We start from the raw sequence: 17,054 nt of genomic DNA, 5'->3' as shown, positions 1-17,054 counted from the left end.
TAGATATGTCTCCCGAAAACAAACTATCTACCTACTACAGTAGCAATGCTTCCGGTCAAATTGACCAGGGAAAGCTCATTTACTTGTTCCGGAAACACGCCTGGTGGGTGGTGTTAATTATAGTGCTGACTAATCTGGCAGCTCATCTGTACATTCGGTACACTCGTCCGGTTTACGAATCGGAATCGGTAGTGAAACTGGGAGTTGAGAAACAGGCCAATATTCTAGGCATTAATGCCCTGGAGCAAAACTTAGATAATATGGCGGGTGAGGTGGAGCTGCTTAAGTCAGACTTATTCTTCACTAAAGTAGCCGAAATAGCCCGGATGGATATCAGCTATTATGCTCGGGGGCGGATCAACTTTCAGGAGCGCTACCAAAATTCTCCTTTTCGGGTACAATACGCTATTTATGATGTTGGCGCGTATGATCGTCCTTTTGATATAGAGATACTAAACGATGAGCAATTTGTGCTGTCCTACGAAGAAGAGAGTGAAGTAATATCGCGAGCATACGCATTCGGAGAAGAAATCAGCAACCCTTCATTTCGCTTTGTAGTAACTCTTACTGAAGATTACGAATCGCCTCGTGATGACACGCGCTACTATTTTACCGTGAACAGTGAAAAAGCAGTAAAGGGCTATCTCTCTAGAAACATGAATGTGGAGCCAGTCAATCTGAAAGCCAACACAATTCGTATCGGTTTTCAGGGGTACGACCGCCATAAGGTACGGGATCTAGTAGCTATTATGGACTCGGTGTACCTAGAATATACGTTGGAGAAAAAGAACGAGGCTACCGAAAAGCAGATTGTGTTTTTAGATGAACAGCTAACTACCGTTGAGGATCGATTGGGTAGGTACGAAACCTACTTTGAGGATTTTACGATTCAGAACCGAACCAACGATCTACGTTCAGAAATTGGCGAAGCTATTATGAAACTGGAGGCTTTGGAGCTGAAGCGGTTCGAGCTCACTCAGATGCGAGAGGCGGTAACAGAGTTAGAAAAGCAAGTGGAAAACGAAGAGGTTGTTCTGGCTGAACCCACCATGTTCAGTAAGTACCCTTCAGATGTAACTACGCACATTCAGGAGCTGAATAAGCTGATTAATGATCGAGAGTTATTAGCAGGATCGTACAAAGAAAAAACCTACGCTATTCAGCTCAAAGATCAGCGAATTGCGCTTCTGAAGAAAAGTATACTAGAATTATTACAAAGTTATCAGGTTAGTCTAGGCCAAGAAGCAGAGGAGATAGCAAAAAATCGGGAAGAAATAGAAAAGGAGTTTATGCGCCTCCCATCACGGGGCACGGACTATAACCGTAACCAGCGATACTACGCACTGTACGAAGAAATATTTCTTTCACTAATTCAAAAGAAAAACGAGCTAGAAATTGCTAGGGCCGGCACAGTAACCGATTTTGTAGTATTATTGCCGGCAACGCTGCCAGGTACTCCGGTAGCCCCCGAAGTTTTATTAATACGAGGAGCCGGTGGCGTTACCGGAGTGGTGCTCAGCGTAGCTTTTTTACTCATTGCCTACGTACTGCACGATAAAATCAGTAGTCAATCGGAGCTAGAACGGTACACCCAAGTGCCGGTTGTGGGTAGTATCCCCAAATACAGGCGAGCCAAATCATTGCCAGCGGTGCTAGTGGTTAATGAATCGTCTAAGTTAGCCGTCAGCGAAGCTTTTCGTACCATTCGTACCAATCTTCAGTTTATGGGGTTGAGTGATAACCGCCAAGTGGTATCGGTGACTTCTACCGTAAGCACCGAAGGTAAAACATTTGTTGCAACAAACCTGGCGAGTATTATGGCCATGTCGGGCCGGAAGACGGTGCTGATCGATTTGGACATGCGAAGGCCAAAAATACACTTTGCTTTTGATGCTGATAACTCAGCAAAGGGTATGAGCACAATTCTCATTGAGAAATATACGCTGGATGATTGCATTCGACATTCAAAGATAGACAACCTAGATTTTATTTCGGCCGGAGCAATACCTCCAAATCCGGCAGAGCTAATTGGTAGCCAGAAATTTGCCGATACGTTAGAAGAGCTAAAGAATCGCTATGATTTAGTAGTTATCGATACTCCCCCGGTAGGACTGGTTACCGATGGAACGTTGGTGATGGAAAAAGCAGATGTTCCCCTGTACGTTGTTCGGGCAGACTTCTCCCGCAAAGTGTTTATTAAAAATATTGACCGTATTCAAACCACGCGCAAGCACGAGAATTTGTCGTTGATCTTAAACAGCGTAGATTCGGTTAACGAGTATGGTTATGCGTACGAAAAGTATGGACAAAATTACTATACCTCAGAAGAACCGCTACCAGGAATAGTTGAAAGACTGAAGCATATTTTTGGCAGAAGCTAGATTAATTTAGCGAGGGATACTTTAATGTAGCACGTAGCTGATAATGCACACTATCGCGAAAAAGCATTTTTTGCGTTCCACTACTCTGGTACTCCGTAAGTAATGGTCCCACTTCAGCGGGGGTAAGCTGCATTTCCATATGGCGTTCGGTTCGGTACAACATATTCTTCTCCCGAAAGATAGCCTCAACCTTCCGAACATCCTGTAAAGTTTTTTGATAGTAGACCGCTAAGTACGGAATTTCAACATTGGCCGTTTTCAGAGCTTGGTAAGTACGAATATTCCATCCGTGTTCTTGGTCGGTACTGTCGGTAACTTGGTAGCTACCCTGGAGTACCGGAAGATTGATATTGGCCTCGCTGAATAGTTTAAGCGTCTCGGCCCAATTGGCACTATCTTTCCGCATGGTTTCCACTTCTTTACGATCATTAATAGTAGCCGTGATCTCTACTGAGGGATATAGCGAGTCTAAGTGAACGAGTTGTTGCGCTACTAAGCCAGTTAAATCGAAATAAGGCTCCTGATTCAATTCTTGGGAAATTTGCTCCGAGTAATTGCAGGAACTAAGTAGCAGAAGAAAAACAATGGGGGACAGAAATCGCATACCGTAAAAACGGCAATTCCTGGCAAAAGTTAATGCCATTGGTATACTGTTTTAAAATAGTGTGAAGAGGGAAGAATAAATCCTACCGATGAAGTATAACTTTATTCGCTCCTTGTAGTTATTTGCCCTAGAGATATTGAGCAAACGATACTAAAACAAAGATCATTTTCTTACTAAGAAACTTTAAAACGGTTAATGATTCAGTGCTCTTAATCATCGGATGACACTCTGTACAGGAGTATTGCTGCTACTGAGAATTTCTCAAAAGATTATTTGCTGAGCCCTATGGCTATTTTTTCGACAGATCAGCTTGAAGTATTTAACACAGTTCCGGATTTATACCTACTTCTTTCGCCTGATTTATCCATTCTTACAGCCAGCAAAGCCTACTTATCGGCAACGGGTAAAGTACGTCAAGAAATAGTAGGAAAGCCACTGAAGGAGGTATTCGCAATTACTGATAATGGGTACAGTGCTTGTTTGCACGCTTCCCTACAGGAAGTATTGCACACCAAGCAAGCTCACCAGGCAAGCTTTAAAATTAGCCAATACCAAGACGAGGTACTTTTATCATTACCTCTGGAAGAAAGTAATCATAAAGCAAGTGCTCATGTGCTTACCACCCCTGTACTCGATGAGCATAATTCTCTCAGCTATATTATTCATAAGTTAAGCGTACCCCTCGAGCTAGATAATCCGCCGCTTGCCGCTGAGCGCAATCTTTTATCTACACTGTTTGTGCAAGCACCCGCAGCCGTTGCGGTTTTTCGGGGGGCTCAGTACATTATAGAGTGGGCCAACACTGCTTTCGTTGAGTTGCTGGGGCAGACACAACAGCAGGCACTTAATACTCCGTTATTTGATCTATTACCTGAACTGGCAGGGCAAGGATACGAAGAGTTACTCCATCAAACAATGACAACCGGTGATCCGTACGTGGCTAAAGAATTGCCTTTTCAGATTAATCGTTACGGTCGCCCCGAAACGGGATATTGGGATTTTATGTACTACCCTCTTCGGGACGAACAACACAAGGTTACGGGCATTGTGATGGTAGCAACCGAAGTTACCCAACGGGTAGAAGTACGCCGGGTGCTGGAGAAAAGCGAAACCTACTTTCGTACTTTGCTCAATAGTATTCCGCAAATGACTTGGACGAATTTGCCCGATGGGTCGGTGGACTTTTACAGTCAGCGGTGGTTTGATTATACCGGACTAGCCTATGAGCAACTAGCTGGTTGGAAGTGGCGACCGGTGGTTCATGCTGATGATTTACACGATATGTTAGCCAACTATTGGCATGCTTTGCAGACCGGATCAGAGTTTACGCACGAAAACCGGCTACTGCGTCACGATGGCACCTACCGTTGGCACCTGAGCCGCTCAGTTCCTGTGCGGGATGAAACTGGGCAGATTACGTTGTGGGTAGGTACATCAACCGATATTCACGAAAAAAAGCTCGCGGCAGAAACCCTGTATCGGATTACGCGCGAGCAAAAGATACTGAACGAAGATCTACAGATAGCAAATGCGAAAGTACAGGCCAGCAATCAAAAGTTAACCGATACCAACCGCCAGCTTCAATTCATTAATACTGATCTGGATAGCTTCATTTATACTGCTTCACACGATCTTAAAACTCCTATCACCAATATTCAATCACTAGTGCAACTGCTTGAGCGGCATCTACCTGCTGAGGTTATGAATAAACCCAATATTCAGAAGGTATTCGGTTTAATAGACAAATCCGTTGTTCGTTTTCTTCATACATTGGAAGATATGAGCGAAATCACGCGGCTTCAGAAGCAATCTAACCAGCCAACGGAGAGCATCAATCTGAAGCAAATGATTGATGACGTTCAAATGGATCTCGCTATGCTCATTGAACAATCAGGTACCAAGCTAGAGGTTACGGTAGATGTTGGTGAGTATATCAACTTTTCACCCAAAAATTTGCGTAGTGTGGTGTACAACTTGTTGTCAAATGCTATTAAGTATCATGATCCAAATCGGCAGCCTATTGTAAGAATTCAGTGCAATACCACGGACGGTCACCACGTACTAAAAGTTTCAGATAATGGATTGGGCATGGATTTAAGTCAAGATACCAAACTATTCTCTATGTTCCAGCGTTTGCACAGTCATGTAGAGGGAACAGGAGTAGGACTGTATATCGTTAAAAAAATTGTTGAGGGTGCGGGCGGTACAATTACTGTTGAGAGCAGAGTCGGTTCTGGAACTACTTTTGTAGTATTTTTTAAGCGTTAAAATCCGTTATTTTTTTATGCAACAGATAGATTGCATCCTGTTGGTGGATGATGATGAGATTACGAATTTTGTAAACGAGTCATTAATTAATGACTTAGCGGCAGCCCAAGAAGTGTTGGTAACTACCAGCGGACAGCAGGCACTAAATGTAATCAAACAACGCTCGCGGAGCAATAGCTGTCTTCCCAGTCTTATCTTACTAGACATGAATATGCCGGGAATGAATGGTCTTGAGTTTCTGCAAGCTTATGAGAGGCTAGAAGAAAGCCTCCGACAATCAGTGATTATTGTGATGCTGACCAGCTCAAACAACCCGACAGATGTAGCAAAGATCGAACGTTCCAATCTAGCCGATATGCTAAATAAACCGCTGACCGAGGTAAAGCTGAAACACATCCTGAAAAAATATTTTTCTTAGGAACTGTGTTAAGAAGGAGAGACATTCTTTTTTGAAACAAAGCCAGTACAAAAGCATAATTAAGCGTCAATATTCTTAGCAAACAATTCTTGCTCCTGGCTATCATTTCGTCGTACAAAGGGGCGAACAATTAGGCGGCTACTGTGGCGAAAAGAGAAGTAGTTGAGTATCCAGTTAGAAAGTGTGCCTAGCTTGTTCCGAAACCCAACCAGATAATAAATATGCACTACCCACCAGGCAAACCAAGCAAACCAACCACCAGAACGAATCTTGCCTAAAAAATTGGCTACCGCTTTGTTGCGCCCAATGGTGGCAATAGTACCCCGATTAGTGTAGCGGAATGGCTTCATTTCTTGCTTAAGACTGATTCGCTTCAGGTTTACAGCCAATTGCTTTCCATGCTGAATAGCCGTTTGAGCCACTCCCGGGTGACCGTCGGGGTACTCTGCTGTTTTTTGCAGGGCAATATCGCCAATAGCAAAAACATGATCTACACCTCGCACCTGACTGAACTCATCCACTACATAGTTACTTCGCTCGGTACTCTCTTCGGGAAAACCCGGAATGGTCATCCCCTGTACTCCGGCGCACCAAATCAGGCATTCGCCGTCTAGTGTACGGCCATCATTGAGCGTGGCCACGTGACCGTCGTAGTCAGTAACTTTTGTATTAAGAACAAGTTCTACTCCCATGTTTCGTAAAAACTTTCCTGCTTGGCGACCTGCCTTTTCGGGCATGTACGGTAGTAGGTAGTCGCGGCTATGTACCAGGTAAATATTCATAATCCCAAAATCTAATTCAGGATAGTCGCGAGGTAGTACGTACTTACGAAGTTCAGCTATTGTTCCAGCTAATTCTACTCCCGTAGGCCCTCCGCCCACAATAATAAAGTTGGTTAGACGGTCGCGCTCAGCTTTATCGTTAGACAGCGTAGCCATCTCAAAATTTTGCAAGATACGGCTTCGCATATTTAGCGAGTCCTGTAGTGTTTGCAGCTTCAGTGCTTTAGACTCGATATTTTTGTTGCCGTAAAAGTTGGCATCTGTGCCGGTGGCAATAACCAGATAATCGTAGTGCAGAGGCCCAATGGCAGTATCAATTTCCTGATTTTCCGGGCGCACCTGTAGTACCTTCATCATTCGGAAATGTGTATCAATCCGTTTTCGCAGCAAATTACGAAGAGGATCTACAATAGAGTCGGGTTCAATACCGGCAGTAGCTACCTGATACAGCAGTGGTACAAAAGTGTGAAAGTTGTTTCTATCAAATAACACTACTTGATATACGTTCTCATCCAGGTGCTTTAGTAAGTTCATGCCGCCAAAGCCGCCACCGACAATAACTACTCTTTTTTTGTTTTTCGGATCAGGAATGCGTAGCCCGTACTGACTCATAGATTTAGGAAAAATTATACTCTCTGATAAGACCTTCCCAACCAAATTGTTCGTATTTCTGTCATTCTTTTAGTAAAGTGAAAAAGCCTAGCCAGTTGGTATAACACTTTACAGGTTACCGTGTTCAAGTATTCGGATGGTCATTGCTTAGTATTCTGACGAGATAATTGAAGTTTCGCAATGCCAACCCCAAAATCTACCCCGGATAGGTTCCGGGGCTAAACCCCAACAATTATGAAAGCTATTTTTAACGACCAAGTAATTGCCGAAAGCGATCAGACGGAAGTAGTAGAAGGAAATCATTATTTTCCGCCGGAATCAATTAAGTGGGAGTACTTTACCGAGAGTAATATGCAGACTACTTGTCCCTGGAAAGGAGAAGCTTCTTACTACAATTTAGGTGTAGAAGGTGAAGTAGCCAAAGATGTAGCCTGGTACTACCCATCACCGAAGGATGCTGCCCAACAAATAAAAGGTCATGTAGCATTTTACCCCAACAAAGTAGAAGTGAAAGAGTGAATAATGGAAAATTGATAGTTGAAAATTACAAACTGATAGTAGCTTTAGCAATAAATAGCAGGGAGCTCGGTGCATGGGGCAGAACACCAATCGCCCCGCCCTACGCTCCCTGCTCAAAGAACAATCAGCAACTCAATGAAAATTCTGGGTATCATTCCGGCTCGCTGGGCATCATCGAGATTTCCACAAAAGGTACTGGCCGATATTGGCGGTAAAAGTATGGTGCAGCGCGTATACGAACAGGCACTGCAAGCCAAGAAATTAGATAAAGTAATTGTTGCCACCGATCATGAGAAAATAGCCGAACATATTGTCTCTTTTGGGGGGGCGGTAAGCCTGACCAGTCCCGATCACCCGTCGGGCACCGATCGCTGTCGAGAAGCCTTAGCTCAACAAGCTGAGGCGTATGATTACGTAATTAATATTCAGGGAGACGAACCCTTTGTGCAGCCCCAAGCCATTGATGAACTTGCCCACTTACTGGATGGCCAAACCCAGTTGGGTACACTAGTATCTGAGATTCGCGACGCTTCGGTACTGAGTAACCCTAACATGATGAAAGTGATTTTCAATGCTCATCGGGAAGCGATTTATTTCAGCCGAACGGCGATCCCTTACCTACGGGATGTTCCGGCAGATAAGTGGTTGCAGCATCATACTTTTTATAAACACGTTCATCTGTACGCTTATCGAGCCGATATTTTGCGAGAAATCACCGAACTACCCGTGTCACCACTGGAGAAAGCCGAGTCGTTAGAGCAGTTACGCTGGATTGAAAATGGCTACCGCATAAAAGTAGGTATCACCAAACACAAAAGCCTGAGTGTAGATACTCCGGCCGACCTAGAACGGGCGAAACAGCATATGGATATTAAGTAGCAGATTCAGGCGGTACCTCTTCTGTTTTTTCTGGGCAATTTGGCAAATCAATGGTAAAGGTAGTGCCCTGGTTTACTGCAGACTCAACCCTGATGGTTCCTCGCATTTTTACGATCGTTTCCTTCACCAAGAACAGTCCTAACCCCGAGCTTTCTTGGTGGTTGCTGGCTCGGTAAAACATGTCGAATATACGATCAATGTGCTCTGGGGCAATCCCTAGTCCATTGTCTTCCACTTGAATCAGGGCACGCTTTTCACTAACGTCAATGCTAATTTGCACGTAGGGGTGCTCTTCGTAAGGGTTGTAGTAGCGTAGCGCATTAGAAATAAGGTTGTTGAAAACCACCTCTAGTCGCTTGGTATCTCCCATAAAACTAGTAGAATCATTGAGTTCAGTGCGTTTCTCGATCTTTTCATACTGAGGAAGATGCGTATACAGAGCGTAGGTTTCATCAATTAGTAAGGGGAAATTAATAGGTTCGGGGGTAATGGCTAACTGAGAGTTGCGGGAGTAATCCAGTATTTCCCGAACAAATCCATCTAATTTATAAATAGACCGTTCTTGCAGATCCAGATACACCTTATTTTCGGGTGAGGGCGATTCTTCCCGCATCAGATTGATAATACCTAGCAATGAAGTAAGTGGTGCCCGTAGATCGTGGGAAGTACGGTACACAAACACATCCATTTCCCGGTTGAGGCGGGACAACTCTTCATTGGTTTCCTCAATGAGCTGATTTTTCTGCTCTAGCCGACTATTGGTGGCTTCTAGCGCATTAGCGGTTTGAGAGAAGCGACGGGAGAGCAAAGCAGATTGAAAGAACAGAAAGAAGAACAACCCAATAGGCGCCACGAAAAAAGTGTAGATAATATTATTGGCATGTAGCGAGTCGTTAATCAGGGCAACAAATAGACACCCCAGACCTAATAAGAAGGTAACAATATCATCAAGCTGATGCCACGGAGCTTTTATTACTTTGTAGAGACCGTATAAACTTGCTGATACAGCAAATACTTCAAACGGAACTACGGTATGACTAGACCACAGCGGCGGAAAAATAAGTACGATACTACAGAACACACCAGTAACTATAGTAACGGTTCTTAAGAAGACCCGTGGAACTGCCTGAGGATAAATAGCAAAAGCAAAAGCTGCAAAAACGGGTACACATAAATAAAAACTTAGCAACTCAGCCCGTATCACCCAGGGCCAGGGTAGAACTTGGGCAATAATATACAACTCGGTGCTGAGGGTACGGATAACAATAAGCAGACAAAAGATACTGAAATACAGGGGAGATTTATCATTTTGTCGGTAGAGATATAAAATGAGGTGGTACAGAGCCATGATGATGAAGCTACCGATAAGAAAAAATACAACAACATAGTCCCGAATCCACTGGCGAGCTACCATTCTATGAGGGCCAAGCTGCAAAGCGTCCCACAACCCACCCTTGCGGTAGTGATAATTAGAGAGGTGAATAACGATATCCAGCACCGGAGCAAAAGAGATGGGCACTACTTGCGGTTTATAATCGGGAACAGCTTCAGCGGCTGAGGTAGCTACTTTCCCCACTTCGTAGACGGATGTTCCGTTTATCCAGATACGCATAGCGGTAGAAGCTGTATTAACTCGAAGCGAAAGCGGAACGGAGTCGGCGGGTAGTTGTATTTTCAGTCGATAGGTAGCATATCCGGTACCCGACGGCAATACATTGTTAAATAAATCTTGATGCCAAGTATTTGGCACTTGCGTAAATCCTTCTGCGTCTAGCGTAGATGACGGAAACGCTTCGGGTGCAACAAGTTGCTTCCAATAGAAGCTCCACTGACCAGTTAACGCAATAACCCCGTCGTTGTCCCACGACCACGCGCTGAGATCTAGCAACCCTTGTTTCGCTTGAGGTTTACTTTCAAAAGGAGAACAACCCACCAGCAATAATAAAGTAGTGAGTAAGAAAAGCCGTCGGCACATGAAAAATCCCTTAAACAGAAGAGTTATACCCTTAGATGATATAATCTTCTGCTAATTATACGCCTTTTTAACTTACCAGCGAAATGACTTTTTAAAAACTATACAGAAAATTAATTAATCCATACGGTTTTTTGATTAACAAATTCGCGAATACCCAGATGGGATAATTCACGTCCGTAACCCGAAAGCTTTACCCCTCCAAAGGGTACGGCGGGGTGCGAAGCCATCATTTTATTGATATAGACAGCACCCGACTCAATCTGCCGAGCAAGCACTTTACCTCGCTCAATATCTTGCGTCCAAACCGAGCCACCTAATCCGTAGGGAGAGTCATTCGCAATACGGATCGCTTCATCTTCTGAATCTACTTTGAACAGACAAGCCACCGGGCCAAATAGCTCTTCATCGTAAGCGGGTGTGCCGGGCGAGATATTAGTTAATACCGTAGCATCCAGAAATGCCCCTTCTCTATTTGGTCGTGCTCCGCCTAGTAATACTTTTGCCCCCTTTGCTACTGATTTTTGTACTTGATTTACCAGTTCATCGGCCAAATCAGCTCGAGCCATAGGGCCGTAGTCAGTTTCTACTTCGTTGGGGTTACCTTGTTTCAATTGCTGCATTTTCTGTAAAAACAGAGTGACAAAATCATCGTAGATTGATCGGTGAATGATAAATCGTTTGGCAGCAATGCAGCTTTGTCCACAGTTAATCATGCGGGCTTTCACTCCAATTTCGGCTGCTTGCGCCACATCGGCATCGGCTAGTACAATAAACGGATCGCTACCGCCTAGCTCTAGCACCGTTTTTTTAATTTGTTCTCCCGCCTTGCGGGCTACGCTGCTGCCCGCCCCCTCGCTGCCGGTGAGGGTAGCGGCTCTCACTCGGCGATCTTCCAGTAAATAATTTACTTGCTCATTAGAGATTAGTAATGTTTGAAAAGCACCTTCAGGAAAACCAGCTTCGCGAAATACTTCTTCCAGTGCCAAAGCACACTGAGGAACATTAGAAGCATGTTTTAGTATTCCAACATTGCCTGCCATCAGGTTGGGAGCGGCAAAGCGAACGACTTGCCAAAAGGGAAAATTCCAGGGCATCACCGCTAGTACAGCTCCAATAGGATCGTAAGCGATGTAGGCTTCACCTTCAGGAACACTGAGCGACTCGTCGGCTAGAAACTTCTCCGCCCGTTCGGCGTAATATTCGCAGGTTAGCGCACACTTTTCTACTTCGGCAATCGCTTCTTGCTTTACCTTGCCCATTTCGTCGGTCATTAGTTGAGCGTAGTGGGTTTTGCGTTGCTTTAACTGAGCGGCAGCAGCCAGCATGAGCTGAGTTCGTTCAGCAAAGGCTACTCTTCTCCAGTGGTTGTAAGTGCTTTCAGCCCGGCTAAGTACTTTTTCAATATCCTTGTCAGTATGTTCTTCAAATTCTTGAATCAGTTGATTATTAATTGGGTTGATACTTTGGATAGGCATAATACGATTAGATTAAAAAGCGATACTGGTATTTTACGTATATTTACACAATTATCAGTAAACATTCATGGAAGTTTCGGAAGTGGACGGTTGTAGCCTTAACAAATAATCATCCGCATGAGTATAGAAAATTTTTCAAAAGAAATAGAAGCTGTCATAAAATCAATAGACAGATTAAGGAAAGATGTTATTATATGGCTGCTTATTCTATCAATAGCAAATGGTTCAATTATCTGTGGAATGCTAAAATATTTCCTTTCCTTTCCTGACTGACCCAACTGACCCATCAAACTTCCTCTTCTCTAAATCCGTTCTTCGGTTATGCCACTAAAAAATGATCTACTGCTTCGCACCATTCGGGGAGAAAAAACTGAACGAACTCCAGTGTGGCTTATGCGCCAAGCCGGACGAATTTTACCTGAATACCGAGCCGTACGGGCGCAATTGAGTGGCTTTGTTGAGTTAGTGAAAACCCCTGAGCGAGCCGCTGAGGTTACCATTCAACCGGTAGATTTATTAGGAGTAGATGCCGCGATTATCTTTTCTGACATTCTGGTGATTCCCGAAGCAATGGGCTTGCCCTACGAGATGGTGGAAAGCCGGGGACCAGTGTTTCCGCGCACGGTGAGCAGTAAAGCTGATATTGATCGGCTTAAAGTAGCCGATATTTCCGATGACTTAGCGTATACGCCCGAAGCAATCAAACTTGTAAAAAAGGAGCTGGACGGACGAGTACCGCTGATCGGCTTTGCTGGCGCCCCTTGGACGATCTTTGCCTACATGATAGAAGGTTCGGGTAGTAAAACCTTCTCAAAGGCGCGGGCAATGCTCTACACCCAGCCTGACCTATCGCGTCAGTTGCTCAGCATGATTACCGAAAGCACCATCCGCTACTTGAAAGCACAGGTTGCTGCTGGAGCCGACGTGGTACAGATATTTGATTCTTGGGCGGGAATACTACCTCCATTGCACTTCGAGCATTTTTCTTTAACGTATATTCAGCAAATCTGCGAAGCCATTACGGAAGTGCCTATTACCGTATTCGCTAAGGGAGCCTACGCTAGCCTAGCCCAGATTGGTCGGCTACCTTGCGCCACGGTGGGTATCGACTGGAATACCGAAGTTCACCACGCTCGCTCGGTAGTTGGTAACAATAAGGTTTTGCAAGGTAACTTAGATCCGGCCGCCCTTTACGCCAGTTTTGGTGACATTAAGCAGGCTACCCATCAGATGCTGGATGCGTTTGGGCCTCAGCAGCATATTGCCAATTTGGGCCACGGAGTTTACCCCGATATTTCCCCCGATCATGTTCGCTGCTTCATTGATACCGTGAAGGAGCACCACACGAAACCCATCTAACTTACCCCCTTATCTTCTTAGCAGGTTGATTAGTAGGTGGAATATATTTTTCTGCTGCATTTTACCATTTTTTGCCTCTGCAAATATGCAAGTTCACCTCTTTTTATTTTTTTTATTCTATCGCTAATTTAAACGATAACTAGACTTTTATCTGTGATAGTATAACTACTATTGCCTATTCTTATAAGAATTAAATACTGTTTTATGTATAAAAATAAAAATATTATTACTGTTAAATGTCTTAATATAATAGGAAAAGGGGTGGCTTTAAATTTATCTATAGTGTTTCTTTGTATATATAAAATTTAAGATTTAGTTTAGTGATTCCTAATATTCTTAGGGAGAGCCTAGCAACCAAACGTGGTTGCTTACACCATCTATTTAGTTCTTTGAAATCTCGGATCTGGATATGATTGTTCAGTCATATTCCCACCATATAGCTAGTCAGCTTAGTAAGCTTTTGCTTTCATAATTATTAATAAACTACAGACATACTGAAATTACAATTAAACTCTAATCTTATGAGAATTTCTACAAACTACTCATCATCTTTACCTGGGAGGACGCTAGCGCGTTGGCTCCTGACTAGTGCGTTTTTTGCGCTATTTGCCTTGGGGGCGATAGCTCAGGGTCGCATCATCTCTGGAAAAGTTACTTCTGAGGAAGGCGGTGATCCCTTGCCGGGCGTAAACGTTATCCTGAAAGGTACCACGCAAGGAACCGTTACTGATATTGAAGGCGACTTCAGCCTCTCTGTGCCCAGTGAGGACGGTATATTGGTGTTTTCTTTTATCGGTTTGGAAAGCACAGAAGTGGTTATCGGCAACCAATCTACACTAAATGTTACCATGTCTGAAGATGCTCAGCAACTTTCGGAAGTGGTAGTAACCGCTTTGGGCGTAGAGCGGGAAGAGCGCTCGCTCGGCTACGCCGTACAAGAAGTAAAAGGCGAAGAGCTTACCCAAGCCCGTGAAACTAACATCGTTAACTCTTTGGCTGGGAAGGTAGCCGGAGTGCAAGTTACTGGAGCTTCGGGCAACATAGGAGGGTCATCTCGGGTTATTTTGCGGGGAATCAACTCTATCTCTGGTGACAACCAACCGTTATTTGTTATTGACGGAACTCCGATAGACAACTCTAATTTCAATACCACCAATACCCAGCGGGGTAGCGGTGGAAGAGACTACGGAAACGCTATTCAGGACATCAACCCTGATGATATTGAGTCTATGTCAGTACTGAAAGGGCCCAGTGCTGCCGCACTCTACGGCTCCCGAGCATCCAACGGAGTGATTCTAATTACTACCAAAAAAGGAACGGCTCGCAAGGGAATTGGGGTAGAGATTAACACTAATCTTACGTTTGAGAATCCTTACATTTTACCTGACTACCAAAACGAATACGGCGGAGGTTATAAGCAAGAGTTTGACCTACACGAAGGGCAACCCGTAGTAAACTACGCGGCTGACGAAAGCTGGGGCCCCCGCATGGAAGGCCAATTGGTGCGTCAGTGGTATAGCTGGTATCCCGACGATCCTGATTTTGGGCAGCTGACCCCGTTTGTGCCCCACTCCAACAACATCCGTGATTTTTACGAGACTGGTCGTACCCTTACCAACAGCGTAGCTCTGTCGGGAGGTAATGAGACTACCCTGTTTCGGCTATCGTATACCAACCTGAGCCAAAAAGGTACAATGCCTAATAGCCAGTTGGAGCGAAACAGCGTAGGCTTTAACGGAAGCACCCAACTTACTGAGAAACTTAATGTTTCTACCAACATCAACTACGTACGAAATAGCGTAGACGGTGTTCCCAGTACAGGTTACGGTCAAGATGCGGGTAACGTAGTAACGGCATTTAATCAGTGGTACCAGCGTCAGCTAGACACCGATAAACTGCGTAACTACCAAAATGCTCAAGGGCAAGATCGTACCTGGAATATTAAAAGTCCTACCAATTTAGAGCCACTGTACTGGGAGAACCCCTACTACGTACTGTATAACAGCTACGCTAACAGCCAGCGTGAGCGCCTCTTCGGAAATATCTCGCTATCGTACGACATTGCCCCCTCACTAAAGATAACTGGTTGGGCCCGTACCGACTACTACACTGATCGTCGCGATGACCGTATTGCTACAGGTATGATTCCGCAGGATATGTATGCCGAAGAAATCCGGGAGGTGAGAGAGAACAACTTTGAGGTACTGATGCAGTATAACAAGCAGCTTACCGATGATTTCTCCTTAGGCGCCAATCTAGGGGCTAATCGCCGAGATAATATACTATTCCGTAATACCAACCGCACCGTGGGTGGATTGAACGTACCTAACTTCTTTAATGTGGAAGCTTCTATTGATCGGCCGATCATTAATGATTACGAGAGCCGACGGCGAGTTAATAGTGTATACGGAAGTGCTAACGTTGGTTTCCGGGATATTGTGTACGTAGAGGGAACCTTACGTAACGATTGGTCATCTACCCTACCTTCGGGTAATAATTCATACCTATATCCATCGGTTACTACCAGTGTGGTAGTTTCTGAGTTGCTTCCTGGGCTATCAGCCTTATCCTTTATGAAAGTGCGAGCGGGTTGGGCACAAGTAGGTAACGACACTGATCCTTACCGTTTAGCAGTGGTGTACCGTTCCGAAAATAACTACGGCGACCTACCGGCTTTCTCAGTGCCCAACCGATTGAATAATAGCGAGCTTAAGCCGGAAATTACGACCTCTTACGAAGCTGGGATAGATCTGCGCTTTTTCCAAAATCGCTTAGGGTTGGATGTTACCTACTACGATAATAAGACTACCGACCAAATCATTCCGCTAGATGTATCAGCTACCAGTGGTTTCCGCGATGCAGTTATCAATGCTGGGCTCGTAACCAACCGAGGCTGGGAGGTAATGCTGACCGCCACTCCTATTGAGCTGGCTAATAGCTTCAGATGGGATATCACGGCCAACTGGGCTCGTAACCAGAATGAAGTAGTTGAACTGACTGACGAACAAGATAATTATTTGATCTCTAGCTGGGGACCTTCTATTAACGCCCGTGAGGGAGAGCCTTACGGCGCGATTGTAACGGAGTCTTTCTTGCTTACCGATGACGGGCAACGTATTGTGGGAGACGACGGTTTTTACGAACGCGAACTTGATCAGGTGGTAGGAAACATTATGCCCGACTTTACCGGTGGGGTTATGAACCAGTTCTCTTTCAAAGGGGTGAACGCTAGTGTATTGGTAGACTTCCAGAAGGGCGGTGATCTGTACTCGGTGACTAATCGCTACGGTGAGTACTCAGGACTACTAGCCAGCACTGTAGGAGATAACGCATTGGGTAATCCTCTGCGCGATCCGGTACTAGTTGATAACGGAGTCGTTGACCCGAACAGCGGGGGAGTTATCGCCGCAGGCGTAGTGAACACCGGTACCGAGGAAGCCCCAGTATACGAAGAAAATACCCTTCCGGTAGATGCGGCTGCCTACTTCCAGCACCTTCGTTCTATCCGCGAGAACTACGTTTATGATGCTAGCTTTGTGAAGCTGCGGGAAGTGCGAATTGGTTACACTTTTCCCAAGTCACTGTACGAAAACATTCCGGTGCAGTCCATTTCACTATCGTTTGTAGGGCGTAACTTAGCGTTACTGCACTCTAACATTCCTAATGTTGATCCGGAAAGTGCTTTAGGTTCGGGTAACATCCAAGGATTTGAAAACGGACAATTGCCTAGTAACCGTTCGCTAGGATTCAACCTTAACATCAAATTATAAACCATTGCTAAC

General features: G+C 44.7%; 11 protein-coding genes. 7 read left to right on the top strand and 4 right to left on the bottom strand.

Annotated elements, in window-relative coordinates; genetic code table 11:
• Window positions 1–5: 5 nt before the first annotated feature.
• Window positions 6–2,381, top strand: coding sequence for a polysaccharide biosynthesis tyrosine autokinase (locus P0M28_RS09630; RefSeq protein WP_302209664.1), 2,376 nt, complete (start codon window positions 6–8; stop codon window positions 2,379–2,381).
• 1 nt (window position 2,382) lies between these two features.
• Here P0M28_RS09630 and P0M28_RS09625 read toward each other — a convergent pair whose 3' ends face one another.
• On the bottom strand, window positions 2,383–2,985 hold the full coding sequence (locus P0M28_RS09625; RefSeq protein ID WP_302209662.1) for a hypothetical protein: 603 nt from the start codon (window positions 2,983–2,985) through the stop codon (window positions 2,383–2,385).
• 285 nt (window positions 2,986–3,270) lie between these two features.
• On the opposite strand from P0M28_RS09625, the gene P0M28_RS09620 reads away from it, so the two are divergent.
• Together P0M28_RS09620 and P0M28_RS09615 are read left to right on the top strand one after the other, a co-directional pair.
• Window positions 3,271–5,253: a PAS domain-containing sensor histidine kinase gene (locus P0M28_RS09620; protein WP_302209660.1), complete on the top strand. Its 1,983-nt coding sequence runs from the start codon at window positions 3,271–3,273 to the stop codon at window positions 5,251–5,253.
• Window positions 5,254–5,269: 16 nt separating this feature from the next.
• A complete protein-coding gene (locus P0M28_RS09615; protein WP_302209659.1) occupies window positions 5,270–5,671 on the top strand; it encodes a response regulator in 402 nt (133 codons plus the stop codon).
• A gap of 59 nt (window positions 5,672–5,730) precedes the next feature.
• Here the strand turns inward: P0M28_RS09615 and P0M28_RS09610 are convergent, their stop codons facing one another.
• Window positions 5,731–7,065, bottom strand: coding sequence for an NAD(P)/FAD-dependent oxidoreductase (locus tag P0M28_RS09610; RefSeq protein WP_302209658.1), 1,335 nt, complete (start codon window positions 7,063–7,065; stop codon window positions 5,731–5,733).
• A 234-nt stretch (window positions 7,066–7,299) separates the two neighbouring features.
• Here P0M28_RS09610 and P0M28_RS09605 point away from each other — a divergent pair, with 234 nt between their 5' ends.
• On the top strand, window positions 7,300–7,584 hold the full coding sequence (locus tag P0M28_RS09605) for a DUF427 domain-containing protein (protein ID WP_302209656.1): 285 nt from the start codon (window positions 7,300–7,302) through the stop codon (window positions 7,582–7,584).
• Between the two features lie 135 nt (window positions 7,585–7,719).
• Window positions 7,720–8,463 carry a 3-deoxy-manno-octulosonate cytidylyltransferase gene (kdsB, locus tag P0M28_RS09600; protein WP_302209654.1) on the top strand — a complete coding sequence of 248 codons (744 nt, stop codon included), beginning with the start codon at window positions 7,720–7,722 and terminating at the stop codon, window positions 8,461–8,463.
• On the opposite strand, the gene P0M28_RS09595 is transcribed toward kdsB, so the two are convergent.
• Together P0M28_RS09595 and P0M28_RS09590 are read right to left on the bottom strand one after the other, a co-directional pair.
• Window positions 8,456–10,438: a sensor histidine kinase gene (locus tag P0M28_RS09595; protein ID WP_302209653.1), complete on the bottom strand. Its 1,983-nt coding sequence runs from the start codon at window positions 10,436–10,438 to the stop codon at window positions 8,456–8,458. The two genes, kdsB and P0M28_RS09595, sit on opposite strands and share 8 nt — an antisense overlap.
• A gap of 110 nt (window positions 10,439–10,548) precedes the next feature.
• Window positions 10,549–11,913, bottom strand: coding sequence for an NAD-dependent succinate-semialdehyde dehydrogenase (locus P0M28_RS09590; RefSeq protein ID WP_302209652.1), 1,365 nt, complete (start codon window positions 11,911–11,913; stop codon window positions 10,549–10,551).
• A gap of 321 nt (window positions 11,914–12,234) precedes the next feature.
• Here P0M28_RS09590 and hemE point away from each other — a divergent pair, with 321 nt between their 5' ends.
• Complete coding sequence (hemE, locus tag P0M28_RS09585; RefSeq protein WP_302209651.1) at window positions 12,235–13,272, top strand: uroporphyrinogen decarboxylase; 1,038 nt, start codon at window positions 12,235–12,237, stop codon at window positions 13,270–13,272.
• Window positions 13,273–13,793: 521 nt separating this feature from the next.
• Window positions 13,794–17,042 (top strand): SusC/RagA family TonB-linked outer membrane protein, encoded by a 3,249-nt coding sequence (locus tag P0M28_RS09580; RefSeq protein WP_302209650.1) that lies wholly within the window; start codon window positions 13,794–13,796, stop codon window positions 17,040–17,042.
• Window positions 17,043–17,054 lie beyond the last annotated feature (12 nt).

Origin of the sequence: Tunicatimonas pelagia (assembly GCF_030506325.1) — a bacterium.
Lineage (GTDB): Bacteria > Bacteroidota > Bacteroidia > Cytophagales > Cyclobacteriaceae > Tunicatimonas > Tunicatimonas pelagia.
Note: the sequence above shows the minus strand (reverse complement) of the source record. Positions and strands in the feature narration are given on the sequence as shown.